The sequence below is a fragment of the Thalassospira sp. MCCC 1A02898 genome (genome assembly GCF_001618185.1).
Lineage (GTDB): Bacteria > Pseudomonadota > Alphaproteobacteria > Rhodospirillales > Thalassospiraceae > Thalassospira > Thalassospira tepidiphila.
Genome location: NZ_LPXK01000010.1, coordinates 127,592 through 149,209 on the forward strand (window position 1 = coordinate 127,592; position 21,618 = coordinate 149,209).

Annotated in this window: 31 protein-coding genes, 1 tRNA gene and 1 pseudogene; 11 read left to right on the forward strand and 22 right to left on the reverse strand. The window is 57.6% G+C overall.

What is annotated here, in order from left to right:
* Positions 1-193 precede the first annotated feature (193 nt).
* From AUQ41_RS09680 to AUQ41_RS09750, 13 genes are all read right to left on the reverse strand, one after another.
* On the reverse strand, positions 194-1,045 hold the full coding sequence (locus AUQ41_RS09680; protein ID WP_063088241.1) for a phosphoadenosine phosphosulfate reductase family protein: 852 nt from the start codon (positions 1,043-1,045) through the stop codon (positions 194-196).
* Positions 1,011-1,391 (reverse strand): hypothetical protein, encoded by a 381-nt coding sequence (locus AUQ41_RS09685; protein WP_063088243.1) that lies wholly within the window; start codon positions 1,389-1,391, stop codon positions 1,011-1,013. The genes AUQ41_RS09680 and AUQ41_RS09685 overlap by 35 nt, the downstream gene beginning before the upstream one ends.
* Positions 1,388-1,735, reverse strand: a complete 348-nt coding sequence (locus AUQ41_RS09690; protein WP_083952938.1) for a DUF4406 domain-containing protein — start codon at positions 1,733-1,735, stop codon at positions 1,388-1,390. Before AUQ41_RS09690 ends, AUQ41_RS09685 begins: the two co-directional genes overlap by 4 nt.
* Before the next feature lie 179 nt (positions 1,736-1,914).
* Positions 1,915-2,349 carry a hypothetical protein gene (locus AUQ41_RS09695; protein ID WP_063088245.1) on the reverse strand — a complete coding sequence of 145 codons (435 nt, stop codon included), beginning with the start codon at positions 2,347-2,349 and terminating at the stop codon, positions 1,915-1,917.
* Positions 2,346-2,693, reverse strand: a complete 348-nt coding sequence (locus AUQ41_RS09700) for a hypothetical protein (RefSeq protein ID WP_063088247.1) — start codon at positions 2,691-2,693, stop codon at positions 2,346-2,348. The genes AUQ41_RS09695 and AUQ41_RS09700 overlap by 4 nt, the downstream gene beginning before the upstream one ends.
* A 620-nt stretch (positions 2,694-3,313) precedes the next feature.
* A complete protein-coding gene (locus tag AUQ41_RS09715) occupies positions 3,314-4,006 on the reverse strand; it encodes a hypothetical protein (RefSeq protein WP_083952936.1) in 693 nt (230 codons plus the stop codon).
* Positions 4,003-4,674 (reverse strand): hypothetical protein, encoded by a 672-nt coding sequence (locus AUQ41_RS09720; RefSeq protein ID WP_063088255.1) that lies wholly within the window; start codon positions 4,672-4,674, stop codon positions 4,003-4,005. The genes AUQ41_RS09715 and AUQ41_RS09720 overlap by 4 nt, the downstream gene beginning before the upstream one ends.
* Positions 4,671-5,075, reverse strand: coding sequence for a hypothetical protein (locus AUQ41_RS09725; protein WP_063088258.1), 405 nt, complete (start codon positions 5,073-5,075; stop codon positions 4,671-4,673). The genes AUQ41_RS09720 and AUQ41_RS09725 overlap by 4 nt, the downstream gene beginning before the upstream one ends.
* Complete coding sequence (locus AUQ41_RS09730) at positions 5,068-5,820, reverse strand: hypothetical protein (protein ID WP_063088259.1); 753 nt, start codon at positions 5,818-5,820, stop codon at positions 5,068-5,070. The genes AUQ41_RS09725 and AUQ41_RS09730 overlap by 8 nt, the downstream gene beginning before the upstream one ends.
* Positions 5,817-6,056 carry a hypothetical protein gene (locus AUQ41_RS09735; RefSeq protein WP_063088261.1) on the reverse strand — a complete coding sequence of 80 codons (240 nt, stop codon included), beginning with the start codon at positions 6,054-6,056 and terminating at the stop codon, positions 5,817-5,819. The genes AUQ41_RS09730 and AUQ41_RS09735 overlap by 4 nt, the downstream gene beginning before the upstream one ends.
* Positions 6,053-6,361, reverse strand: coding sequence for a hypothetical protein (locus AUQ41_RS09740; protein WP_143588791.1), 309 nt, complete (start codon positions 6,359-6,361; stop codon positions 6,053-6,055). The genes AUQ41_RS09735 and AUQ41_RS09740 overlap by 4 nt, the downstream gene beginning before the upstream one ends.
* Before the next feature lie 32 nt (positions 6,362-6,393).
* A complete protein-coding gene (locus AUQ41_RS09745) occupies positions 6,394-6,912 on the reverse strand; it encodes a hypothetical protein (protein ID WP_063088265.1) in 519 nt (172 codons plus the stop codon).
* Positions 6,913-7,001: 89 nt separating this feature from the next.
* Entirely contained in the window at positions 7,002-7,274 is a 273-nt protein-coding gene (locus AUQ41_RS09750) for a helix-turn-helix transcriptional regulator (protein ID WP_063088267.1), read from the reverse strand.
* A gap of 112 nt (positions 7,275-7,386) precedes the next feature.
* Here AUQ41_RS09750 and AUQ41_RS09755 point away from each other — a divergent pair, with 112 nt between their 5' ends.
* The 11 genes and pseudogenes from AUQ41_RS09755 to AUQ41_RS21350 form a co-directional block, all read left to right on the forward strand.
* A complete protein-coding gene (locus AUQ41_RS09755; RefSeq protein WP_063088269.1) occupies positions 7,387-8,094 on the forward strand; it encodes a hypothetical protein in 708 nt (235 codons plus the stop codon).
* Between the two features lie 189 nt (positions 8,095-8,283).
* Positions 8,284-9,138: a Rha family transcriptional regulator gene (locus AUQ41_RS09760; protein ID WP_063088271.1), complete on the forward strand. Its 855-nt coding sequence runs from the start codon at positions 8,284-8,286 to the stop codon at positions 9,136-9,138.
* Positions 9,135-9,326 carry a hypothetical protein gene (locus AUQ41_RS09765; protein ID WP_063088273.1) on the forward strand — a complete coding sequence of 64 codons (192 nt, stop codon included), beginning with the start codon at positions 9,135-9,137 and terminating at the stop codon, positions 9,324-9,326. The genes AUQ41_RS09760 and AUQ41_RS09765 overlap by 4 nt, the downstream gene beginning before the upstream one ends.
* Before the next feature lie 97 nt (positions 9,327-9,423).
* Positions 9,424-9,840 (forward strand): hypothetical protein, encoded by a 417-nt coding sequence (locus AUQ41_RS09770; protein WP_063088275.1) that lies wholly within the window; start codon positions 9,424-9,426, stop codon positions 9,838-9,840.
* Positions 9,840-11,702 (forward strand): DNA cytosine methyltransferase, encoded by a 1,863-nt coding sequence (locus AUQ41_RS09775; protein ID WP_063088277.1) that lies wholly within the window; start codon positions 9,840-9,842, stop codon positions 11,700-11,702. The genes AUQ41_RS09770 and AUQ41_RS09775 overlap by 1 nt, the downstream gene beginning before the upstream one ends.
* Positions 11,699-12,013 carry a hypothetical protein gene (locus AUQ41_RS09780; protein WP_063088279.1) on the forward strand — a complete coding sequence of 105 codons (315 nt, stop codon included), beginning with the start codon at positions 11,699-11,701 and terminating at the stop codon, positions 12,011-12,013. Before AUQ41_RS09775 ends, AUQ41_RS09780 begins: the two co-directional genes overlap by 4 nt.
* Positions 12,010-12,312, forward strand: a complete 303-nt coding sequence (locus AUQ41_RS09785) for a hypothetical protein (protein ID WP_063088281.1) — start codon at positions 12,010-12,012, stop codon at positions 12,310-12,312. The genes AUQ41_RS09780 and AUQ41_RS09785 overlap by 4 nt, the downstream gene beginning before the upstream one ends.
* 254 nt (positions 12,313-12,566) lie before the next feature.
* Positions 12,567-13,472, forward strand: coding sequence for a KilA-N domain-containing protein (locus AUQ41_RS09790; RefSeq protein ID WP_143588790.1), 906 nt, complete (start codon positions 12,567-12,569; stop codon positions 13,470-13,472).
* Positions 13,456-13,719 (forward strand): hypothetical protein, encoded by a 264-nt coding sequence (locus AUQ41_RS09795; RefSeq protein WP_063088283.1) that lies wholly within the window; start codon positions 13,456-13,458, stop codon positions 13,717-13,719. Before AUQ41_RS09790 ends, AUQ41_RS09795 begins: the two co-directional genes overlap by 17 nt.
* 1 nt (position 13,720) lies before the next feature.
* Positions 13,721-13,867 carry a hypothetical protein gene (locus AUQ41_RS20705; protein ID WP_157092645.1) on the forward strand — a complete coding sequence of 49 codons (147 nt, stop codon included), beginning with the start codon at positions 13,721-13,723 and terminating at the stop codon, positions 13,865-13,867.
* 10 nt (positions 13,868-13,877) lie between these two features.
* A pseudogene (locus AUQ41_RS21350) lies at positions 13,878-14,942 on the forward strand (recombinase family protein); the annotation flags it as partial.
* A 183-nt stretch (positions 14,943-15,125) separates the two neighbouring features.
* Here AUQ41_RS21350 and AUQ41_RS21185 read toward each other — a convergent pair.
* The 9 genes from AUQ41_RS21185 to AUQ41_RS09850 form a co-directional block, all read right to left on the reverse strand.
* A complete protein-coding gene (locus AUQ41_RS21185) occupies positions 15,126-15,344 on the reverse strand; it encodes a hypothetical protein (protein WP_232308359.1) in 219 nt (72 codons plus the stop codon).
* Positions 15,345-15,468: 124 nt separating this feature from the next.
* Positions 15,469-15,545, reverse strand: a tRNA-Met gene (locus AUQ41_RS09815).
* A 171-nt stretch (positions 15,546-15,716) separates the two neighbouring features.
* Positions 15,717-16,862: a tRNA 2-thiouridine(34) synthase MnmA gene (gene mnmA / locus AUQ41_RS09820; protein ID WP_008890655.1), complete on the reverse strand. Its 1,146-nt coding sequence runs from the start codon at positions 16,860-16,862 to the stop codon at positions 15,717-15,719.
* A gap of 117 nt (positions 16,863-16,979) precedes the next feature.
* Positions 16,980-17,684: a thiaminase II gene (gene tenA, locus AUQ41_RS09825; protein WP_063088287.1), complete on the reverse strand. Its 705-nt coding sequence runs from the start codon at positions 17,682-17,684 to the stop codon at positions 16,980-16,982.
* 125 nt (positions 17,685-17,809) lie between these two features.
* Entirely contained in the window at positions 17,810-18,007 is a 198-nt protein-coding gene (gene iscX, locus AUQ41_RS09830; protein WP_008890653.1) for a Fe-S cluster assembly protein IscX, read from the reverse strand.
* Between the two features lie 54 nt (positions 18,008-18,061).
* Positions 18,062-18,397 (reverse strand): ferredoxin family 2Fe-2S iron-sulfur cluster binding protein, encoded by a 336-nt coding sequence (locus AUQ41_RS09835; RefSeq protein ID WP_008890652.1) that lies wholly within the window; start codon positions 18,395-18,397, stop codon positions 18,062-18,064.
* 154 nt (positions 18,398-18,551) lie between these two features.
* On the reverse strand, positions 18,552-20,450 hold the full coding sequence (hscA, locus tag AUQ41_RS09840) for a Fe-S protein assembly chaperone HscA (protein WP_063088288.1): 1,899 nt from the start codon (positions 20,448-20,450) through the stop codon (positions 18,552-18,554).
* Positions 20,451-20,474: 24 nt separating this feature from the next.
* Entirely contained in the window at positions 20,475-21,095 is a 621-nt protein-coding gene (hscB, locus tag AUQ41_RS09845) for a Fe-S protein assembly co-chaperone HscB (protein ID WP_063088289.1), read from the reverse strand.
* Between the two features lie 152 nt (positions 21,096-21,247).
* The gene (locus tag AUQ41_RS09850; RefSeq protein WP_008890649.1) at positions 21,248-21,589 is read right to left on the reverse strand and encodes an iron-sulfur cluster assembly accessory protein; all 342 of its coding nucleotides are present in this window, start codon (positions 21,587-21,589) and stop codon (positions 21,248-21,250) included.
* Positions 21,590-21,618: the final 29 nt, after the last annotated feature.

Consider the following 21,618-nt stretch of genomic DNA (forward strand, 5'->3'; position numbering starts at 1 on the left):
TGTATAGCAAGGGTCCACCCGCCATAAGCGGAGGTATGCACCCGGAATCCGGGCACAAAAATAGCCGTGACTTTCGTGACGGCTGACCGTCTTGGCAGAGGGTTTCGAAGCCCCCACGGCGGATTTTTCCCGCCGATGGGCATCACCATACGCCCCCTGCCCGCAACAGTCAATGAAGTTGGATGGGTCATGATCATCGCCCGCACCACCCTGAATCACAGACCGACACAGGGAAAAGATCGTCGTGCGACCCTTTGGCATGTTCAACAACAGCCCGGATGCCAACAGCGCCGCCATGCCGGGATGGCCGATACATGACGCGCGGATTTCCCTTGCTGTTCGTGCCAGCATCCTGTTCTAGCGCCTCGATATAATCAATCCGCTCCGGATCAAGGTGCTTCAATTCCTCGTGCCTTGCATTCACGCACGGCCAGCATTCCTTGGACCGGTGCGGCAAAACTGGCAAAGGCGTTTTTCTGATAAGATCATCGCGCATCTGTTCGGTATGCCGAACCAAAGGCGACCACAAATTGCGACCGCCATGATTATCGCTTTCCTCGACCCATTCCGGCGCGTCACTGCGCGCGGCCCCTTCTTCGCGGCGAATGCCAACCATGCAGATCGCCTCCCCGTCCGGGTCATGTGCATCAAGCCACTTTGACGCAGGCTCAATCTTTAGGGCCGCCGTGCACCACTGGAACCGATGACCACCCCCACGCGGCCAAGCTTTCTTGCGCTTAACCAGCGCCTCCATGCCTTCGCTTTTGATACGATGCGGCGTAAACCCAAGGTCGCGCACCCAATGCTCGGCAATGTCGACCCGCGATGCCCAATAACAAGCCGCCCACCCCGTGTCGGAATAGGCAACATGAACATCTTTCAAGCCTTGCTCATAGGCCCACTGGATCAAGGCAACGCTGTCATTGCCATATGAAGCAAAGATAACGTGATCCATCACCGCACCCTCCAGAGCATCGCCCAGAACATCAGAATTGCGAACGGAACGGGCATCACCGCCCCACCACAAGACCGGTTTTGACACCATCAAGGGTGTATGACGGGGTTTTGATGCGGATCGGCTCGATCGGCACCGGGCCGGAGCCAAGGGGGTCGATGATGTTTTCGTCGTCGGCCTCGGGCTCCACGGTCACCGTCAGCCCCGTGATTTTGATCTGCGGCCAATCCGACGGAATGACAGGCTCCAGCACCACGAACTGGTGCCCATCGATCTTGCTGCGGATGGTTGCGGCGTGGCGGATTTCAACATTATCAACCCGCACATCTGTCAACTTGCCCAAAGGCACTTGAAAGACATTGCGGCCACAGACTGACCAAGGGCGCGTCCATTTATAGGTGCGAAACGGCAAATGTTCGAAGATATCCCCGCTCATGCCGCACCCCGCTGTGGTTCGGTATCGTTGGCGGCCAGGCGGGTGACGTGGTCGGTATCGTCTGACATATCCATGACCTTGATCCCGCGCTTGCGGGCATAGGCCAGTTCGGCCTGCGCCCCGTCGGATGCCTGCCAGCCCTTGAGCAGGCACAGCGCATTGGCGTGGCGCACCATGGCAAGGCAGATATCCATATAGGCTTCCTCGTTCATGCCCGCCGGCATGGCATGCGGGTTCAGCACGATATAGCCCTTGGCGGTCATGTATTTCGCCATGGCGTCAAAGGCCGGTTTGTTGCCGTCAGCAATGCCGGTAATCGGCCCGGCGATATAGATGATGGTCATGGGTCATTTCCCTCCACAGGTCGTGCAGTGGCAGGCCACAACGCGGGGGTTCTTGGCGCGAAGACATTCACCTCGGAGCGCGACGTTCAATTCGTCTGTCTCGCGGCTCAACTTCTCCAAGTTGTTCGCCAGACGTTCGAGGTACTCGGTCGAGTGGATATCTTCTTTGTAGATATCCATCACGCCACCTTTCCGATTGACGCACTGGCGGCAACGGCACCAGCGCAAGGGGTTTTGGGGTTGACCACGCGGTAGTGTGGCTGTTTGAGTGACCGGCCTTCATCATCGAACCAGCCGGACTTGGCCCGGCCATTCTCGAACCAGGTCACCAGCCAGCCCTTGTTTCCCTGCAGGTCATCGACACTGGCCGACATGGTGTGCGGGCGGGCATCAAAGCTTGCCGCACTGCCCTTTGGCGGATCCAGAAGCACCTTGAGCGGCAGGTTGTAATCCACCAGTTCGTAGCTGCGTCTGATCGCCCATCCGGCAAGCGCCAGATCACTAATCACACTGTCCACCGTTTCCTCGATCGACCAGTTTTCGTTCGCCGCCTCGCGCTGGCATAGGGCGATGACTTCGGCAAAGCTGCCTTTTGGGTAACGTTGTTCGGTCATGCCACACCTCCGCCCATGTCGGCGCGTGTGATGTGACGGGCGGTGTTGTCATTGGCACCGGTGATATAGGACGACTGGAACTTGGCACCGGGATAATCGATGCGCTGATCCAGCAGCCCGGCGCGTTCAAGCACCGCATTGGCGATATCAACGGCCTGACAGACCATCACCGGGCGGTCATTGATCACGATGACGTGGCGGGCACCGCCGACATATTTGACACGCCGGTCGATCGCCACCCGGATCACCGCAATCGCCCGCCCGCGCGGACCATCGATGGTGTTGGTATTGGCTGCCGCAATCAGCGCATCACGCAGTTCTGCTGAGATTTCAGGCTTGGTCATGTCACTCACCCTTCATGGCATGATGGAACGTAAAAGGCGGAAGACCGGGCAGCGATTGTGCGGACAACACGATCAAAAGGAGTCTTAGCAACCAACCCGAAAGGTATATGAAGCAGACCTGTGCCACCCGGCCTTCCTGTTGCCTTAAGCCCGCCCCGGTCTTCAAACCGGGGTCGGGCTTCTCTGGCATATTAAGGCGTTTTGCCGTGCCACCGGACAGGCCCCTTAGGTCTGCGGTGAAGGCTTGAGTAACCCGCTGGCGGGTCAGATCCGGCGGCTCGTTCACCGTCCGGGGCGAAGGCGGTCACCGACCGTTGCATCAGGCGGGTGATCACCATCAAAATCAGGGCAATTACAATCACATCGTTCCGCCCCTTCATTTTGCTCGTATCGGCCAAACTCAGCCGTTGCCGCCCAGTGCGGCTGTTGCACCCGGAAACCCCGACCCTGCCTTCAAGCGGGGTAACGGGGTTAGTGTGGCGACGTTCAAGGACCGGTTCTTTAACCGCCAGGCTGGTGCCAATTGGCTCTCGCCGCACCCTGAGTCCTTAAACCTTGCTCGGTGTTTGCAGAGGGCTAGGTTACTGCCCGCCTTAAACGCCGCCACACTGCCAAGCACATCACCCGGATGCGCTTGCCGCTGGGGCATCGAACAGATCGTGGTCGTCATTGACAGCCCAGTTGATATCTCGGCCCGCCGGGTCCGGGTTGCCGAAAAGATCGCGGTTTTCGATCTTTGGTTTTGCCAACAGGCCGTGTTTCGTTTCACCCTTGAAATCGCGCTTCCATCCGACCCACATGCAATTCATCATCGGGCTACCAAGATTGAGAAAATCAAGCCGCCAGGTCAGTTGCCAAATCCGGTGTGGACGCAGGCGCTGGTACAGGGCGAAATCACCCGCCGCGCTGAAATAGTCGATCTTGAGCAGCATCCACATTTCTTCGATATGCATGCGACTTGCAACTTCCGCAAACAGGCTCGGCAACCGCTTTTCATAGGGTGGGTTGGTGATGATGATCGGAGCAAGAGGGAGCCGTTGCGCCACAAAATTTACCCCTCCCCGACCATAGCCACGGTCCACAAGATCCGTGCCAACCACGTTGCATCCTTCTGCTTCGAGTACACGGGCCATATCACCCCCTCCACACGCGCATTCCCAAACCTTTCGCCCGATCAGGTGCGGCTCGGCACGCAACAGAGCGACAGTTGGCTCCGGCTCCCAAGTTCGGTAGTAATCGTCTTTTTGACGCTTACGGGCTTCGGTCTTTTTAGCTGCGACCTTGGAATATGCGCCCGGCGTGATAGCTGTCATTCCCCGTCCCCCTGATAATCCGGCAGCCACAGGAACAGGCCGCAGGCCTTGAGCTTGGCAATCACCTTGGGCAGCATCTTGTGCGCGGAGGGCTCGATGGCCTGAAACTCGGCCCGGTGCATCAACTGGATATGGCCGAACACTTCGGCAGCCGAGGCTTTGAAATCGGTGGTAAACATGCCCTGCCCGGCATGGCGATCCACCCAAAGCATCAGCAGGAACACCACGGCAAACACCTTGAGGCTGTGCCAGCCGCCATCCTCGCCGATCTGCCAATTGACCAGAATACCAAGGACGCTATCGGCCCCACGGTCCATTTCGCGGCGGAAATCAGCCCATTGTGACGGGGCCATGATATCGGCATAGGTTTGCATATCGGCCTGAAAGGCACGCGCCAGCCGGTCATTGTCGGCCTCACCCGCAAAGTCCGGCGAAACGTAAATCGCCCAGAACAGGCGCGGGAAAAGGGCGGCCTCTGCCACGTCAAACTCATTGACTTTGCGGGGGCGAATGACCTCGACCGCGACAGGCCGCGAACGACCATGCGACAAACGCTGGCGCACATCGGCCATGGTCAGCGTGCCACGCGGCAGGAAATCATTCGCCGGGGCCGGAACCTCGCGAGGGGCCGGTTCGGCAAGGGGGATGAAGTGCTTGGCTGCGGTCATGATTTGCCGCCTTTCAGGGCTTCATCAGCAGCCTTTATCGCGGCATCGCGCATCGGGTTATACAAACCGGCCTGCGTCCGCTTGATATACCGATCCGCATTGCAAAGCGCCCTGTGTGAAACTTCCAGCGCAGACCGAAGCCGGTCAATCTCTGCCTGACTGCCATCATCGGCAACAGAGGCCGCCTTGATCGCCTGCGCCAATCGCACACTTGGCGCACCTTCAGGCACGGCCTTGACCTGCAGGATCGCCTGTTCGGGGCTTAGGTCATGCAGTTCCATAAACAGACTTTCGGCTGTGCGGCCCTGCAAAGCCGTTTTCGGGGCCTGCGCATAGACATGGATCATGAAATCCCGCGCCGCGCTGATCAGTTCTGCCAGTTCCGATTGTGCTTTACTCATGATCACCCCCACAAACGCCAACCTTTTGCTTTGCCTCGTGCAACTGATCGCCCACCGGCCAACCTTGGCGTAAAAGAGCAGACAGCCCCCAAACCAACATCAAGTCGCGCCAAACCAGGCGCTTGCCAATACCCGTATTTTGGTCTGCACATTCTGTGTGCGCAGCGCGCGGTCCACCACCAATGCGAAGATGCATCACGACCGGCTGACCTACATTGATGATGCGGCGGCAGACAAAGCACCGGTGCCGATGCTTGCGGCGATCATTGCGGTACTCGCATTCCCAGAATGGTTTTGGTTGGCGCATCACACACCTGCCCGTTTGGGAAGCTCGGCAACATTGTCCTTGCCGGTGCTGCCTGATTTCCATGGCGGACATCGCGGCACTATCCATTTCGCGCTTGAAGTCCGGCCATTGTGACGGGTTCATCAGATCGCCATAGGTCTGCATGTCTTCGCGCAGGGCCGATGCGATCCGGGCGTTTTCCGGGTCATCCTGGTCAAACGCCAGATAGATGCCCCAGAACAGCCGGGGGAAAAACGCCGCCTCTGCCGCGTCGATTTCATGGACACGGCGGGGGCGCTTGACCTCTACCGCGACCATCTGGGTGCGGCGCGATGTCACGCGCTGGCGGATCATGCCCATGGTCAGGGTGCCGGTCGGCAACAGATCATTGGCCGGGGTCGGCATCACGGGATCGGCGGCAACTTGCGCCAGCGGCAGGATGGGTTTGGTTGCGGTCATGATCCACCATCCTGTGCGGCCTTAAGCGCACGGCAGACATTGACAAGTGCCGCATTGGCCCCGGTCATGGTGCGCCGCACCGACCGTGGATAGCTGGCCAGCATGTTGATATATTCATCAACATCGGTATCGGACGGCAAATGCGCATCCTTGCTTTCGGCGATCGACGCCTGCAAGAATGCCCGGTTGGCACCGATCAGATTGACGAGAAGGTCCGGTTTGGCGGGGCTGGTCATGATGCACCGCCATTCAGGGCTTTGCGGGCAACGTCTCGAGCGTGAACAGCCCGGTCCGCCTCTGCGCCTTCAAAAGAACCATCACCAACCCATTTCGAAATCATAGACTCAGTGTAGCTGAGAGCCTCACGCAACTTCTCAACCTCTGCGGATTGGTTCTGCTTGATCACCTCGATGGCCGCATGGGCTTGTTTCAGGGTCGAAGCGTAGACAAGCTCACTGAATTTCTTCATATCCTCAAACGGAATATCACCAAGGTCGTTCTGCCAGATCACACGGGCAACGTCTTCGACAAGATTATCCACGGACCCGCCGTCATTTCTCAAAACATCCACCATCACGCACCTGCCCGCTTCGGAAGATTGGTGACCTTGCCGCCATCGCCCTTGCCGGTTTTCGGTCCGTCATGGGCCAGCAGGAAATGTTCAAGGTTATCGCGCAGCTTGCGCGCCAGTTCGATTTCCTCGATCTGTTCAACATGATCGATCCGGCCATCCGCCATATGGGCGACAAAGGCATTGGTATATTCCGCAGCCCCCTGGGCGACCTGATGGAAATCGATTTCCTCGGGGCTCATTTTGCGCGCCCCGCCCATGCCGATCAGCGCCAGCAACCGGTTGGTAAACCGGGCCGGAAGGACTTCCATCAACTGGAAAAGCACAAATCCGCGCGGGACAAACTGCCCGTCCCGGTATGCTTCGAGCGTGCCCTTTTTAATGCCTGTAGCTGCCGAAAGATCATTGATGGTGATTTTGTCATCGCCGCCATAGGTGCCAACGCAATCGCCAAACGCTGCCGAAAATGCAACTTGGAAGCGATCACTGCAAAGATGGGCAATTACTGGTACATTCGGCATAAAACTATTCCTCAATCCATGCGATGGTTGGAAAGTCAGGGATGCGGAAACACCCGCCGCACCCGGCATTTGGTCAAAGCCCGAACCTGTCAGGCCGCCTCTGTGTGGTCTTCACCCCGATCATCCGGGGCGGCCTGCGGTTCCGATGACGGATCATTGTCATCATTGGCGTTGGCCATGAATTCCGGGGGGATGACCTGCTCGAACTTGCGGATGGTATTCGCGGTCGGGTTCCAGTCGGTCGTGTCAATATTGCGGATTGCCGCTTCATTGACCCCGGCCAGACAGGCGAACCGGTAACGCGCCAGATTGTACTGGCGGCGATAAGCCCGAATGCGGTTCAGATTTGCATCAATGGACATTTGTAAGTGCCTTTTTCTCTGATGATGCCCGAAGCATATTCGGCATTTATTACTACTGTCAACGATAATTCGTACTATTTGCCGATAAACTTCTGAACAACCAGGGAGCACAATGCCGAAAAACAACAACAGGACATTGGAGCAGGATGAAATGACAGACCCGATAGAGGACCAACGCCAGAGCTTTAACCAGTGGCTTGATCAGACAGGGCAAAGCGTTCTTGCCGTTGCCAAAAAGGCAGGGATCAATGAATCTGCCCTGCGACATTACAAAAACGGCAAGACCCGTGATCTGCGGATGGAGAACAAACTAAAAATATCTGAATCGCAGCACGCTCGCTTGACAGAAATCTTTGGAGAGACAGCGAGAATATTTACAGCCCCACCCGCGGCGAGCCTTTCGGCATCGTCTGGCGTTCCCCCAGCGGAGCAACCCCTGTTTCGTGACACAGTGCCCGTAGTCGGACGCGCACAAGGTGGGCGCATCATCGCCACGATGTACCCAATCGCCTATGTCGAAGCCCCGCAGAACCTTACGCTTTCAGGGAACGTTTATGCCGTCCGGGTCGCCAACACCCTGAACATGCCCCGGCTTCGGATGCGCGAAACTGTGATCTGTTCGCCTGATGACCCCGTGGCACCGGGCGAAGACGCCGCCATTCACGACATAGAAGGCGAGATCCATCTCATGCGATGCCTTGAGAACGATCAGAACCACGGGTTCACCGGCACGATGTATGGGGACGAGTCCAAAAAAATCACCATCCAGCCCGACCGGATCGTTAATGTCGCCCGCATCGTCGCGATCTATCCGGCGTAAAAAGTCGGATTACCTGACCTTTTGCGACACCGAGTCTCAAAGGATATTCCCCCACGGAAGAATAGGAAGACGCAATAAACTACGATTGCAACACCACTTGTTCGGCATTTGATCCGAATTAGTCGTTGACAATTACGAATATTAACGACACCCTGCTGGCATCATCAACCATCAAAGGGTGTTTTTGCGATGAATGCACTACCAAAGGCTTTCAATGACAATCCGTCTCAGCCATCCGTTTTCAACAAGAACGGTCAGGTGATGACGAACAGCCGCGACATTGCGGCCTTCTTTGGCAAACGCCACGCTGATGTTCTTCGCTCGATTGACAACCTCGAATGCAGCGCGGAACTCCGCCAACGCAATTTTGCGTTGGCTGAATATCAGGACGGGCAAGGCAAAACCCGCAAGTCTTATGATCTTGCCAAGGATGGCTTTTGGCTTCTGGTGATGGGCTTCACCGGCAAACAGGCCGCCGTACTGCGCGAAGCCTACATTCAACAGTTCAATGCGATGGAAGCAGCGCTACAGGGGCATCTTTCCGGCGTCATCCACTGCATCACCAACGAGGTCAAGAAAGAGATTGGCGGCATCGTCAAGAACGTCGTGATGCACCAAATCAACACTCTGGTAACGCCCCGCATCGAAGCACAGGACACAGCGATACTGACCTTGGCCCAGCAGGTCCGCGACATGATGCTGGGCACATCGGCCCGCGTGGCGGCGCTTGAATATGTCTCGGTGCGCGAACTTCTGATCGAACACAAGGCCGTTCAGAAAGGCCGGGGCGGGCTTAACCGCAAGATCGGGTCGCGGCTCCGCGCCATGGCCCTGCAAGGAAACCCACCGGCTCAGGTCCGGCGGTGCCCGCATTCCAACGTCTGGCTGTTCCCGCGCGACTTCGCTGACCGCTTCATGCGCGAAACCGGCAGCGAACTGGTTGCCGAACATAACGACCGCCAGAACGGCCAAGGCCGTCTTGACCTCGTGCGCAAAAGCAAGGGCCAGAAGGTTGTTTCCATCACGCCGGACAAAGACCAATGAGCAACGTTGTTGATCTGCATCCGAAGCCAACAACGGACGAACTCTTGTCCCTCGCCGAGGATGACGCTGCGTTCCTGACATCTGTTTTGACGGGCGTCGAGAACGAAGCCTACCAAGCACTGGCAGAGCGCATCTGGATGAACATCGTTGCCGCGCGTGAATCACTCAAACCAACGGACGCCGCCTGATGCCGCGCCCTTCCGTAATTCTGCTGTTTGGCTGCGCTGCCCTGATGGCCCTTGTGCTCGGGCAGCAGGCCGCCATCAGCCTGCAAGGAAAAGACCCATGGAACCGACCAACTTCAAGCATATCCCGATCGGCAGTCGTCCTGTCATCGCACCTGTCCCCGGCGTCAAGGCAACCCGCCCCGCCAACGATATCCACGGCGGCCCGATCAACCTCCACACCCCCAAGGATGTCCTGGATGATCGCGCCAAGCGCCACGCCGCAGGACTAGCCACAGAATGTATTGCCCTGCCCGCCGCCAATGAGGCCATCTATGTCGTGATCGGCCCCAATTGCGGGCAGCGCGCCGACCTTCTCGGCACCATCAAACCGGCACGCTGCACCGTGGCCCTTGATGCCAAGCGCATCCTGGTCAAGTTCGCCTATGGCGAGGGCGATCCCGGCACCAGTGCCGCATGGGTCACCCTCTCCCAACTCACCTTCCCCAACCGCAATGCAGATTGTGAGGTGGTGTGATGAACAAAATAACCCAATGGCACCTTGACGATGAACTTGTGCTGGATTTCTTTGCGGGCGGCGGCGGCGCTTCCACCGGCATTGAAATGGCGCTGGGCCGCCCGGTGAATATCGCGGTGAACCATGACGATAACGCCATCAAGATGCACACCGCCAACCACCCGCACACCCGCCATCTGTGCGAGGATGTCTTTGCCGTCGATCCGGAATCGGTTTGCAAAGGGCGGCGCGTGGCCCTTGCTTGGTTCTCGCCCGATTGCACCCACCATTCAAAGGCAAAGGGCGGCAAACCCCGGTCAAAGAAGATCCGGGGCCTTGCATGGGTCGTGATCAAATGGATGGCGCGCGTGCGTCCGCGCGTCGTCTGCCTTGAGAATGTCGAGGAGTTCCGCGACTGGGGGCCGCTGACCAAAGATGGGCAGCCCTGCAAGGCCCGCAAAGGCAAGATTTTCGACCACTGGATCAGCCAGATGGAACGCCTTGGCTATAAGGTCGAATACTGGGTTTTGCGCGGATGCGACTATGGCGTGCCCACGATCAGAAAGCGCCTATTCCTTGTCGCACGGTGCGACGGTCTGCCGATCGTCAAGCCAACACCAACCCATGGTGACCCGAAATCGGATGCTGTAAAAAAACGCAAACTGAAACCTTGGCCGGTCGCAGCCGATATCATCGACTGGTCGCTGCCCTGCCCGTCTATCTTCATGGCACCAGACGAAGCCAAAAAACGCCGCCTGAAACGGCCATTGGCGGAAAACACCATGAAGCGTATCGCGCGCGGCCTGCAGAAGTTCGTCTTTGACGCTGCCGATCCGTTCGTTGTAACCGTCAATCATGGCGGCGATACCTTCCGGGGCCAAGGCATTGATCAACCGTTCAACACCGTCACGGCGGCGCGCGATGGGCATGGCGTGGTGCAACCATATCTTGCCGAACTGGCGCACGGCGAAGCATCCCCGGATGGCAAGGTCAAACGATGGGGCAAAGGCATTCATGCGCTCGACAAGCCACTGGGAACCGTGACCGCCAGCAGCAGCACAAAAGGACTTGTGCAACCCTTCGTGCAACACGTTCAACACAGCAGCAGCCCAACCGGCACCATGCCGGTCGATGAACCGCTGCGCACCGTCACTGCTACACCAAAGGGTGGCGGCATGGCGCTGTCATGCGCCTACCTGTCACAGCACAACAACACATCAGCCGACAGCCGATCGGCAGACGCACCACTTTCGACCGTCACCAACACCGGGTCACAGCAGGGCCTTATCGCAGCCCACGTCACAAAGTTTCGCAACGGCGCGACCGGTCACGCTGCAACCGACCCCCTAGCCACCGTCACCAGCGGCGGCAAGATGACCCGACCAGGCGGCGCAAACCCGCTTGGTGTTGTGTCATCCAACCTGATCAAACTGCGCGGCACCTGCCAGCACGGGCAGCCCGTAACAGAACCGGTTCCAACCGTCACTGCCGGCGGCTTCCACCTTGGCGAAGTGCGCGCCTTCCTGATGAAATACTATGGCACTGGCGAGGGTCAGGTTTGCGACGACCCTCTTGGCACCGTCACATCAAAGGAACGGTTCGGACTGGTCACCATCAAAGGCGAAGAATATCAGATTGTTGATATCGGCATGCGGATGTTGACGCCGCGCGAACTGTATGCCGCCCAAGGCTTCCCCGCCGATTACAAGATTGGCGATAACCCGGAGGCCGACGGCTTCAAATTCAGCAAAAGCCAGCAGGTCGCCAAATGCGGCAACTCTGTCTGCCCACCCTTGGCCGCCGCCATCGTCCGCGCAAACGTCAAGCCAACCTCCCTCTTTGCCCCGGCCAATGACACCGAGAAAAAGGAAACAGCAGCATGACCGACTTTTCGTATGTGCGCGAACATTACGATGTCCCGGCCTGCTATGGCCGCCGCGTTACCGTCTCAGGCAAACCGGGAACCATCATTCAAGACAAAGGCCACTATATCGGCGTCAACTTCGATGCCGATAAGCCGGGCGTCGTGAAGCCATGCCACCCGACCAGCGAAGTCGAGTACCACGACATCGGAAACCCGCGCAAACTCACCAGATCACAGCGGCGCTATTTGGATTACCTCGATTGCGGCGAGTGTTTCGATGATTTCCACAGCTACCTCAAATACCTTTCAGACAAAGGGGACGCAGCATGACACAGCGCATGGCAGCGGTGCCGTATCGTGAGGTTCCAAAGTACGGAAACCGACCAGAGGTTAAGATAGGAATCGGGCGGTGCCTGTGGCGTCAATTACTTGGGCATTCCGGCAAGCTCACCAAGGAAAAGATCGCAACGATGGCCGAGGCCCGATTTAACAGCAAGCAACGGCACATCAAGGAATTTTCCGGGTTTGAGGGGCCGACATGGGCGGACATCGATCCGGACACGATGGAGCTTGAAAAGCGCGACATGATCGCCGCTGTCGAAGCGGCGGGGTTTGAGGTTGAGGCATGACATTCTTGACCGCACCAAAAGATCGGCGTAGCATCCCGGTTGTCATGGACGCATCCATGACCGGGTTTGGCGACCCGGAAACAAAGGCGCTCGAACCGCGCCTTGCATCTTGCAGTGCGGTTTTTCTTATGGTCGGGCGCAATGGGAGACCTTCGGGTCTGCCGGTCCCTTTGTACCGGTTCGCCAACCTGTTGTTGCCCGGCCACCCTTTTGGCGAGGGGTGTTCGGGTCCATCTATACAAAGGACCAAAACCATGAACACCCAACTGATCCCGCACACCATCGACAACAAAACCATCTGCCAGCGCAAGGAAGATGGATACATCCACGCGACCGCGATGTGCCAAGCAGGCGGCAAGCGATGGGACCACTACCGCGCAAACGCGACAACAGAAGACTTTCTGCAGGCGCTTGCGAGTGATACCGGAATTCCGGCATCACAACTTGTGATCTCGAAAAAGGGAAATTCCGCCAGCTTTAAACAAGGCACATGGGTACACCCAAAGGTCGCCTTGCACCTGGCGCAATGGATATCACCGAAATTTGCCGTGCAAGTGGTGAACTGGGTCTATGACTGGATGAATGACCGGACGGGCCGCAACCCGCTCGCACACCGGCCAATCCGCCTGCCACGCTGGACGCCGACGCGGGGCGAAATGCGCGACATCAATTCGCGCGCCAGCCAGATATTGCAGACCCGCTTTGGCGCGGTGCGTGATGCGCTGGTCGCCCAGATCCGGGCAGATCGGCTGGCGGGCCATGATCGCCCGTTGTCCGACTATGCGATTGAACCGACCACGTTGCTGCCGGCCAATGATCCCGGCCTGCCAAAACTTGCCGATGGCCAGGCGCTTTTCATGATACGCGGTGTGCCGGTGCTGATTGATTTTACCGATGCGCAACCGGCCCAGCACCGCGATGTCATTGCCATTCCGGTCGCAGATGGCAACGGCCCGGCCCGATTTACCATCGAAGACACCCCGCCCGCACCAAACTGGTTTGATCGTTGCTATCTTGCAAAACCGTCAAAACCGCGCAACCTTGTTCGACCAGTCGTTGTGGTGATCGGCACAATTATCAAGGAAGGTTGCAATGCGAAATCAAGCTTGGATGACAGCAATAGCGGTGATCGCCGGGGGCGTGATGATGACGGGGTGTGAAAGCCAGGACCGCTATGCGCACACGCGCTTTACCCCGATCAGCGACACAGAGTTTGTCTATGACGCACTCGTGATCGCGGGGTATTCCGATGCCGACCGGGAACGGTGGCTGAATGAAGAAGTCGCAAAATACGGGATGTGCCCGAACGGCTTTGAAGTGATCGACAAACGCGATGTGAAGGTATCCGGATTTCTGGACGCCAGCAAACGCGAGGTCACCCGAGGCCGATGTTTAACGGAGGGATAGGATGAAGACAGCCCGCCAGCCAACCGAAGCTGTAAAGCCAGATCAGGACGAACAAGCCGTCCTTGATCTGGCGCGGGCCATTGCGCGCGCGATGGCCTTGGCGCATCATAACGCCGAATCCCTGCCGAAACCGGCCAACGAGAACTAGGGCCATCGCCATGCGTATTGCCATCTATGCCCGCTATTCATCGGATTTGCAGGATGAACGCTCGATCGATGATCAGGTCGCGCTATGTCGTGACGTGATGGCAAAACGGTTTGGCGGCACTGACGCCGGCGTTTATGCCGATTACGCCATCTCGGGCGCGCATATGGCAAACCGGCCCCAGATCAACCAGCTTGTCTCTGATGCCAAGGGCGGGAAGTTTGACGCGGTCTTCGCCGAAGACCTTGACCGGCTTTCGCGCGATCAGGAACACATTGCCGCGATCTACAAACAACTGACCTATCACCAGGTCAAGATATTGACCGTGGCCGATGGTGAAATCAATGAAATGCATATCGGCCTTAAGGGCACGATGTCGGCCATGTTCCTTAAGAATTTGGCGCTTAAGATCCGGCGCGGCACCACGGCACGCGCCAAGGCCGGAAGCAACCCCGGCGGGCGCTGTTATGGCTATGACACGTTTCATGAAATCGGCGCGGATGGCAAGGCGATCCGGGGCAAACGCCGGATTAACGAAGACCAGGCAAAGGTCATCCGCCGGATATTTCGCCAATATGCCAACAATGTCAGCCCGCGCGCGATCGCCCAGGGCTTGAACGATGACGGCATTCCCGGCCCGACCGGCGGACAATGGACGGCCAGCACGATCAATGGCAACAAGGCCCGCCATCACGGCATGCTGTTCAATGAACTCTATATCGGGTTTCAGATTTATAACCGGGTGCAGATGATCAAGCATCCTGACACCGGCAAACGCATCAGTCGCCCCAACCTGCCGACCGACTGGGTGGTGACCGAGATCCCCGAACTGGCGATTGTCGATCGGGATGTATGGGACAAGGCGCAGGCGCGCAAAGCCGCGATCAGCGAACTGTACACCGTCTCCAAGAAACGCCGCCCCAAACACCCGCTTTCCGGGCTGGTGCGCTGCGGATCATGCGGCGGATCCTTCACCATCATCAACCGCACGGCCCTGGGTTGCAGCGCCAGGCGCGAACGCGGCACCTGTGACAATGCACACCGCATCAAGATGGAAGATTTGGAAAAGCGGGTGTTTGATGGCCTGCGAGAAAAGCTTCTGACCCCCGCCGCGATCGAGGCGGCGATTGAAGAATACCACAAGGAACGCGCCAGGCTGCGCAAACTGGCCCGCGCCAACCTGCAAACCTATACCAAGAAACGCACGACACTTCGCGGCCAGATCGAAAACATGGTCAACGCCATCGCCAACCGGCCCGATTCAACAGCACTTGTGAACAAGCTTGCCGAACTGGAAGATGATCTGGCGGAGGTTGAACGCAAACTGCGCGATGCCGATGACGGCCCGGTGATCGAAATCCACCCCAATGCCCTTGACGATTACAAGCGCGCGGTGACCGAACTGGCCGAAACCATCCGCACCACAGACGCCCCCAACCGGGCCGAAGCCACCAACCTGATCCGGTCCCTGATCGATCACATCGAAGTCCACCCGACCGACCAGAAACGCGAAACCCGCGTCGAAGTCTTTGGCATCCTCGAAGCATTAAAAAACCTCGCCGGACTTCCATCGGGCGAGGTTTCAGCGCAATGCACTGTAAAGGTGGTAGCCGAGGAGGGACTTGAACCCCCGACACGCGGATTATGATTCCGCTGCTCTAACCAGCTGAGCTACTCGGCCACAAGGAATTTTGTGGTGTTCCGGTGCGCTTGGAACGAGGCGGTTTTTAAGTCAGGGAGCCGTCCCCGTCAAGCGCCTTTTTGACGATTTTGTCAAAAAACATCTTAGTAAAACCAACGGGCGAGGAACATGCGCCCTCGCCCGTCCTATTCGTTAATCGGGCAATCCCGATCAGGCAGCACTTGCCGTGTTGCCGATCAGCTCTTCGCGGGTGATCCAGCCACCGCCAAGCACGCGTTCGCCCTGATAGAAGACACCGGCCTGCCCCGGTGCAATACCGAACTGGGCATCGTGCAGTTCAATGCGGGCCTCGCCAGATGCCTCGGGGTAGACGGTTGCCGTGGTCGGCTGCATGGCCGAGCGCAGTTTGACTTCGACCTCAACGCCGTTTTCATCGATCTGATCGCCATCAAGCCAGTTCAGCTCGCGGACATAGACCAGTTTCTTCGCCAAAGCCGCCTTCGGCCCGACAATGACCTGACGCTTTTCGGGCGAGAGTTTGACGACATAAAGCGGCTCTGCCGTGCCGCCGATATTAAGGCCACGCCGCTGCCCGACCGTGTAGTGGATCAGGCCGCGATGATCGCCCAGCACATTGCCATCAAGATCAACGATCTCGCCCGGCTCGCCGGCCTCGGGACGCAGTTTTTCGACCAGACGGGCATATTTGCCATCCGGGACAAAGCAGATGTCCTGACTGTCGGGCTTGTCAGCGACTTCAAGGCCGAACTTGGCGGCAAGCGCACGGGTTTCGGCCTTGCTCATCAAATGACCCAACGGGAAGCGCAGGAAATCAAGCTGTTCCTGGGTCGTTGTGAACAGGAAGTAGCTTTGATCGCGGTTGGGATCGGCGGCACGGTGCAGTTCGGCCCGGCCATTAGCACCCAGTTTACGCTGCACATAATGGCCGGTCGCCATGCAATCGGCGCCCAAGTCATAGGACGTTTCAAGCAGATCGCGGAACTTGACGGTCTGATTGCATTTCACGCACGGGATCGGGGTTTCGCCGCGCATGTAGCTGTCGGCAAAATCATCGATCACTTCTTCGCGGAAGCGTGATTCGTAATCGAGCACGTAATAGGGAATGTCGATATCCTCGGCCACTTTGCGCGCATCGTAAATATCGCGCCCGGCACAGCAGGATTTCGCACGGGTGGGCGCATTCGCCCCCATATCATAAAGCTGAAGCGTGATGCCCACCACGTCATAGCCTTCTGATTTCAGAAGGGCTGCAACGGCAGAGCTATCAACCCCGCCCGACATGGCAACAACCACGCGGGTATCTTCCGGGGCTTTATCAAAGCCAAGAGAGTTCATGTTTCTCACCCATCCGTGGGTCAAGGCCACGGCGACAAGAGGTTAATCCAAAAAGGCAACGGGCGGCGCACCCGCCACCCGCAAAATATCGTTCGGGCTTATATAGGCGATCTTGGCCTATTTTGCCAGATCAAGTCCCATCTGCCAAAAATCAGCTTCAAGGCGGCTTGCCATGGTAAAGGTCTCCACCAGTCCTTCGAGGCGGCGATGCCCGCCGCGCGTGGCAACTGTGTGTTCAAGCAACTCGATCTCGGCCTTTGCCACGTCCTGGAATTCGTCGGACGCATACATTTCAATCCATGCCCGGTACGGATTGCCGTCAAGCACAGTATCAGAACTTGCCATCAGGCGGTTTGCGATTTCAGCATAGCCCACCATACAGGGCATCAGGGCCACCTGCAGGTCCACCACGTCCCCCTGATGACCACGATCAAGCACATAGCGGGTATAGGTGATGCACGCCCGTGCCTCGGCCTCTGCGACGATATCGGCCTCCGACAGCCCCCAGCCTTTGCAGAAGTCGAGATGCAGGCTCATTTCCATATCAAGGATGGCATGCACGGTGCCGGAAAACTGGCGCATGGCATGCAGGTCTTCGGCCTTATAGGCCGCCAGCGCATAGGCGCGCGCAAACTGGATCAGGAACAGGTAATCCTGAATGAGGTAATGCTTGAACGCGGCCTCGGGCAATGTGCCGTTGCCAAGCTGCTTGACGAAGTCATGGCAGACATAGCTTTGCCAGGCTTCGGGCGCGCAGGTGCGCAATTTGCCAAACAGACTGTCGACGGGGATGATGTCGGTGAAGGTGGCGGGTTTGCTCATGCTGGTCCCTTCCCTGTTTACTCATGGTGGCTCAAACAAAAACGGACCAGCCCGCGTGTTGCAGGCTGGTCCGCATTTTCGTGATCAGGGTGCAGGCCGTTTGGCGCACATCACACTCATCGAAATCAGTCGTCGCGCTCGTCGATCCAGGCCATCTGGATGGCTTCGAGAATCTTCTCGTTCGACTTCGAAGGATCGTCTTCAAAACCTTCAAGCTCGGTGACCCATTTGTGCAGGTCGGTAAAGCGAAGGTTGAGGTTATCCTTGTCCGGATGGGCTTCCTCAAGCTCGATCGCGATGTCCTGAATGTCTGTCCAACGCATATCCGTCTCCTTTGACACCGGGCGGCAATGCGCCCGGTCAGCAGAAGGTGAAACTTACTTGTCGACCATCATGTTGCGGGTCGCGGACGGAAGTTTGACACGCAGACCGTCGAGCTCGTCGCTCATGATGATCTGGCAGCCAAGACGCGAGGTCTCGGTCAGACCAAAGGCAAGGTCAAGCATGTCTTCTTCGTCTTCGGACGGTTCATCAAGCTTGTCAAACCAGTCATCTTCAAGGATGACGTGGCAGGTCGAACATGCCAGCGAACCTTCGCAAGCACCTTCAAGGTCAATGCCGTTCTTGTGGGCAGCTTCCAGAACAGACAGGCCGTCGGCGACTTCGAATTCCTTTTCGGTGCCATCCGGCTCGACAAAAACGATCTTAGGCATTTGTGCCTTTCTCCTCGGTAATACTTTTCGTTCGATCTCTGTTTATGCGCCCCGCGATACGGGTCGCTTATCCGGCCTGACCTTGGCGGTTGTCGGGGACAATCGCCGCAGTTCGCCGGTTTGTCAATTCCACCGGTGTCGATTAATTCACTTCCTAGTGAACTTCATCGACATTTTGCCCGGCAAGTGCCTGGCGGATCCGGCTATCCATACGGGCCTCGGCAAACGGGCGGGATGCATTTTCAAGCGCCTCGGCGGCGTCATTGATCGCATCGCGGTTATCGCCTGCGGCGGCCGTTTCAAGATTGGCAATGGCCTGTTTGATGTTGGCCTCGTCTTCGTTGGTCAGAAGCGCACGGTCGGCATCCATCGCGGCATTGACCGCCAGGATATTGCGACGTGCTTCGACGCGGGCCTCGGTCAGGACACGCATTTCCATGTCTTCGCGGGCATGCACCATGCTATCGCGCAGCATGGTCGCCATATCAGACTCATTGATGCCATAGGTCGGCTTAACCGCGACTTCCTGTTCAGTCCCGGTGGTTTCTTCGCGGGCCGAGACGGTCAGAAGGCCGTCGGCATCGACATTGAACTGCACGCGGATACGTGCAGCGCCAGCTGCCATCGACGGAATACCGGTCAGGGCAAAGCGCGCAAGCGAGCGGCACTGATCAACCATTTCGCGTTCGCCCTGAACCACATGGATCATCATGGCCGACTGACCATCCTGATAGGTGGTGAATTCCTGTGCCTTGGTGACCGGGATCGGGGTGTTGCGGTCAATGACCTTTTCAACAATCCCGCCCATGGTCTCGAGACCAAGCGACAGCGGCGTGACATCCAGAAGAAGGTTGTCCGAGCCGCCCGTCAAAGCCTCTGCCTGAAGCGCCGCACCAAGCGCGACGACCTCGTCCGGGTCGATATCTGACAGCGGTTCCTGTTCAAACAGATCGGCCACCGCCTTGCGCACGGCTGGCACCCGGGTAGAGCCACCGACCAGCACGACACCCTTGACGTCTTCGGGCAGGACGTCGGCGTCATCAAGCACCTGTTCGGTGATGGCGGCCGTGCGGGCAACCAGCTTGGCGATCATCGCATCAAACTGATCACGCGTTACGGTGTGTTTGGTGTCCGTGCCATTGAGGGCCACTGTGACTTCGACACTGTCCTGATCGGTCAGGCTTTCCTTGACCGTGCGGGCGGCCTTTAGCAGGCGTTTGGCGTCCGATGCGTCAAGATCATCGGTCGCACCACCATCCTTGCGTTCCGCCAGAAGGTGTTCTGCAATGGCATGATCGAAATCATCTCCACCAAGGGCAGCATCACCACCGGTCGCCTTCACCTGGAAGACGCCCTTTTGCATTTTCAGAAGCGAGATATCAAAGGTCCCGCCGCCAAGGTCATAGACGGCATAAAGCCCCTCTGCCCCATTATCGAGGCCATAGGCCAAGGCGGCAGCAGTCGGTTCATTGACCAGACGCAGGACTTCCAGACCGGCCAGTTTGGCCGCATCCTTGGTCGCGGTACGCGCCCCATCATCGAAATAGGCCGGGACCGTGATCACGGCCTTTTCAACCGGCTTATCAAGGCTTTCTTCCGCACGGGCACGCAGTGCGCGCAGGATATCTGCCGAAACCTCGACCGGGGTTAAAACCCGATTACCGACATTGAGGCGCACCATCATCGGTTCGCCGTTTTCGGTTTCGGATTTTTCCGGGATTTCGACGTGATACGGTAGCGTGCCGGCAACCGATTTGACGTCTTCAAGACCACGGCCCATCAAACGTTTGACCGATGAAACAACACGGCTGGCGTCTGAGTTGATCTGATCACGGGCGGCTTCGCCGACAACCGGCGTGTCATCGCCGTAATAGACGACAGAGGGCACAATCGCATTGCCACCGGATTTATCGCGCAGAACTTCAGGCTTTTCCGAGTTCGAGATTGCAACCACCGAGTTGGTGGTTCCAAGATCGATCCCGACAGCGATCTGGCGTTCGTCCTCATGCGGGAGGGGTGTTTCGCCCGGTTCGTGGATTTTTAGCAGAGCCATTCTTTCGTCCAGTTTTTTCTATGATCAGGCAGCGGCAAGGCGCGATTTCTTCGCGCGCGCTTCCTCGGTCATTTTCATCAGATATCTTAAACGGGTGGCCAGTTTCTTGGCCGCGTCAAAGGATTGGCTGTCAAAGGCAGCACCCAGATCATTTTCACAGGCACGCGCCTGTTTGCGGGTGTCCTTGATGATGGCATCGATGGTGATTTTATCCTTGGCATCGTCAAGGGCTTCACGCATTTCCATCGCTTCCGTCAGAAGTTCCGGATCATTGACGGTATGGCCTTCGCCGCCTTCTGGCTCGTGCCCGGCCTGACGCAGCATATAATGTGCGCGCGCGACCGGATTTTTCAGCGTCTCGAAAGCTTCATTCAGGCTGGCGGCCTGTTGCGATGACAGGGCCTGTTCACGGCCGGATTTGGACGCGAACCGGTCAGGATGGAGCTTTTGTTGCTGCTTAAGGTAAGTCGCTTCCATCGCATCGACATCAACGTCAAAGGAACGCTCCAGACCAAAGCGGGTAAAATGATCCAGCTGGCCGGGGGCCTGAATGGCGTTGCAGGTTTCGCAAAACAGTGCGCTTGCGGCGACCGGCCCCTTACAGGACCAGCAAACCTTGTGCGCAGATTGTTCGGTGTTGCTCACGCGATGCACTTCCGAGGATTAAAAGACAAAAACAAATCAGTTCAAAAGGCGATACATGACCATCACCTGGTCACATCACCCTTTTCAGGCGATGGCCCCGGCGATCTCGCCAGGGCCATAACCATTCAGAAAGCAGGGAAAGCCCGGCCTGATCAAACGTGGAAGGATTCCCCGCAACCACAACGACCTTTTTCGTTGGGGTTCCGGAAAACAAAGCCTTCCTCCATCGTGTTGACCTCGTAATCCATCTCTGTGCCAAGCACGAACATGATGGCTTTGGGGTCGATCAGGATTCTCACGCCGTCGTCAAGTTCGACGACTTCTTCGAAGCCATCGGCACCATCGGCATATTCCAGCGTGTAGGACAGGCCCGAGCACCCTTTGCTGCGCACACCAAGCCGAATGCCGTGCGAAGGTTTCCCGCGGCTATCAAGCAGCGCCTTGATGTGATCAAGAGCGACCGGTGTGACAGAAATTGGTGACGGTAGAGCCATTTTATTCTCCCAAGATTCCGAAAACGATG

Excerpts from the sequence above, each read along its gene's own strand:
- AUQ41_RS09680 (WP_063088241.1), bottom strand. The coding sequence starts at position 1,045 with ATGGTGTCAAAACCGGTCTTGTGGTGGGGCGGTGATGCCCGTTCCGTT.
- AUQ41_RS09685 (WP_063088243.1), bottom strand. The coding sequence starts at position 1,391 with ATGAGCGGGGATATCTTCGAACATTTGCCGTTTCGCACCTATAAATGG.
- AUQ41_RS09690 (WP_083952938.1), bottom strand. The coding sequence starts at position 1,735 with ATGACCATCATCTATATCGCCGGGCCGATTACCGGCATTGCTGACGGC.
- AUQ41_RS09695 (WP_063088245.1), bottom strand. The coding sequence starts at position 2,349 with ATGACCGAACAACGTTACCCAAAAGGCAGCTTTGCCGAAGTCATCGCC.
- AUQ41_RS09700 (WP_063088247.1), bottom strand. The coding sequence starts at position 2,693 with ATGACCAAGCCTGAAATCTCAGCAGAACTGCGTGATGCGCTGATTGCG.
- AUQ41_RS09715 (WP_083952936.1), bottom strand. The coding sequence starts at position 4,006 with ATGACAGCTATCACGCCGGGCGCATATTCCAAGGTCGCAGCTAAAAAG.
- AUQ41_RS09720 (WP_063088255.1), bottom strand. The coding sequence starts at position 4,674 with ATGACCGCAGCCAAGCACTTCATCCCCCTTGCCGAACCGGCCCCTCGC.
- AUQ41_RS09725 (WP_063088258.1), bottom strand. The coding sequence starts at position 5,075 with ATGAGTAAAGCACAATCGGAACTGGCAGAACTGATCAGCGCGGCGCGG.
- AUQ41_RS09730 (WP_063088259.1), bottom strand. The coding sequence starts at position 5,820 with ATGACCGCAACCAAACCCATCCTGCCGCTGGCGCAAGTTGCCGCCGAT.
- AUQ41_RS09735 (WP_063088261.1), bottom strand. The coding sequence starts at position 6,056 with ATGACCAGCCCCGCCAAACCGGACCTTCTCGTCAATCTGATCGGTGCC.
- AUQ41_RS09745 (WP_063088265.1), bottom strand. The coding sequence starts at position 6,912 with ATGCCGAATGTACCAGTAATTGCCCATCTTTGCAGTGATCGCTTCCAA.
- AUQ41_RS09750 (WP_063088267.1), bottom strand. The coding sequence starts at position 7,274 with ATGTCCATTGATGCAAATCTGAACCGCATTCGGGCTTATCGCCGCCAG.
- AUQ41_RS09755 (WP_063088269.1), top strand. The coding sequence starts at position 7,387 with ATGCCGAAAAACAACAACAGGACATTGGAGCAGGATGAAATGACAGAC.
- AUQ41_RS09760 (WP_063088271.1), top strand. The coding sequence starts at position 8,284 with ATGAATGCACTACCAAAGGCTTTCAATGACAATCCGTCTCAGCCATCC.
- AUQ41_RS09765 (WP_063088273.1), top strand. The coding sequence starts at position 9,135 with ATGAGCAACGTTGTTGATCTGCATCCGAAGCCAACAACGGACGAACTC.
- AUQ41_RS09770 (WP_063088275.1), top strand. The coding sequence starts at position 9,424 with ATGGAACCGACCAACTTCAAGCATATCCCGATCGGCAGTCGTCCTGTC.
- AUQ41_RS09775 (WP_063088277.1), top strand. The coding sequence starts at position 9,840 with ATGAACAAAATAACCCAATGGCACCTTGACGATGAACTTGTGCTGGAT.
- AUQ41_RS09780 (WP_063088279.1), top strand. The coding sequence starts at position 11,699 with ATGACCGACTTTTCGTATGTGCGCGAACATTACGATGTCCCGGCCTGC.
- AUQ41_RS09785 (WP_063088281.1), top strand. The coding sequence starts at position 12,010 with ATGACACAGCGCATGGCAGCGGTGCCGTATCGTGAGGTTCCAAAGTAC.
- AUQ41_RS09790 (WP_143588790.1), top strand. The coding sequence starts at position 12,567 with ATGAACACCCAACTGATCCCGCACACCATCGACAACAAAACCATCTGC.
- AUQ41_RS09795 (WP_063088283.1), top strand. The coding sequence starts at position 13,456 with ATGATGACGGGGTGTGAAAGCCAGGACCGCTATGCGCACACGCGCTTT.
- AUQ41_RS20705 (WP_157092645.1), top strand. The coding sequence starts at position 13,721 with ATGAAGACAGCCCGCCAGCCAACCGAAGCTGTAAAGCCAGATCAGGAC.
- mnmA (WP_008890655.1), bottom strand. The coding sequence starts at position 16,862 with ATGAACTCTCTTGGCTTTGATAAAGCCCCGGAAGATACCCGCGTGGTT.
- tenA (WP_063088287.1), bottom strand. The coding sequence starts at position 17,684 with ATGAGCAAACCCGCCACCTTCACCGACATCATCCCCGTCGACAGTCTG.
- iscX (WP_008890653.1), bottom strand. The coding sequence starts at position 18,007 with ATGCGTTGGACAGACATTCAGGACATCGCGATCGAGCTTGAGGAAGCC.
- AUQ41_RS09835 (WP_008890652.1), bottom strand. The coding sequence starts at position 18,397 with ATGCCTAAGATCGTTTTTGTCGAGCCGGATGGCACCGAAAAGGAATTC.
- hscA (WP_063088288.1), bottom strand. The coding sequence starts at position 20,450 with ATGGCTCTGCTAAAAATCCACGAACCGGGCGAAACACCCCTCCCGCAT.
- AUQ41_RS09850 (WP_008890649.1), bottom strand. The coding sequence starts at position 21,589 with ATGGCTCTACCGTCACCAATTTCTGTCACACCGGTCGCTCTTGATCAC.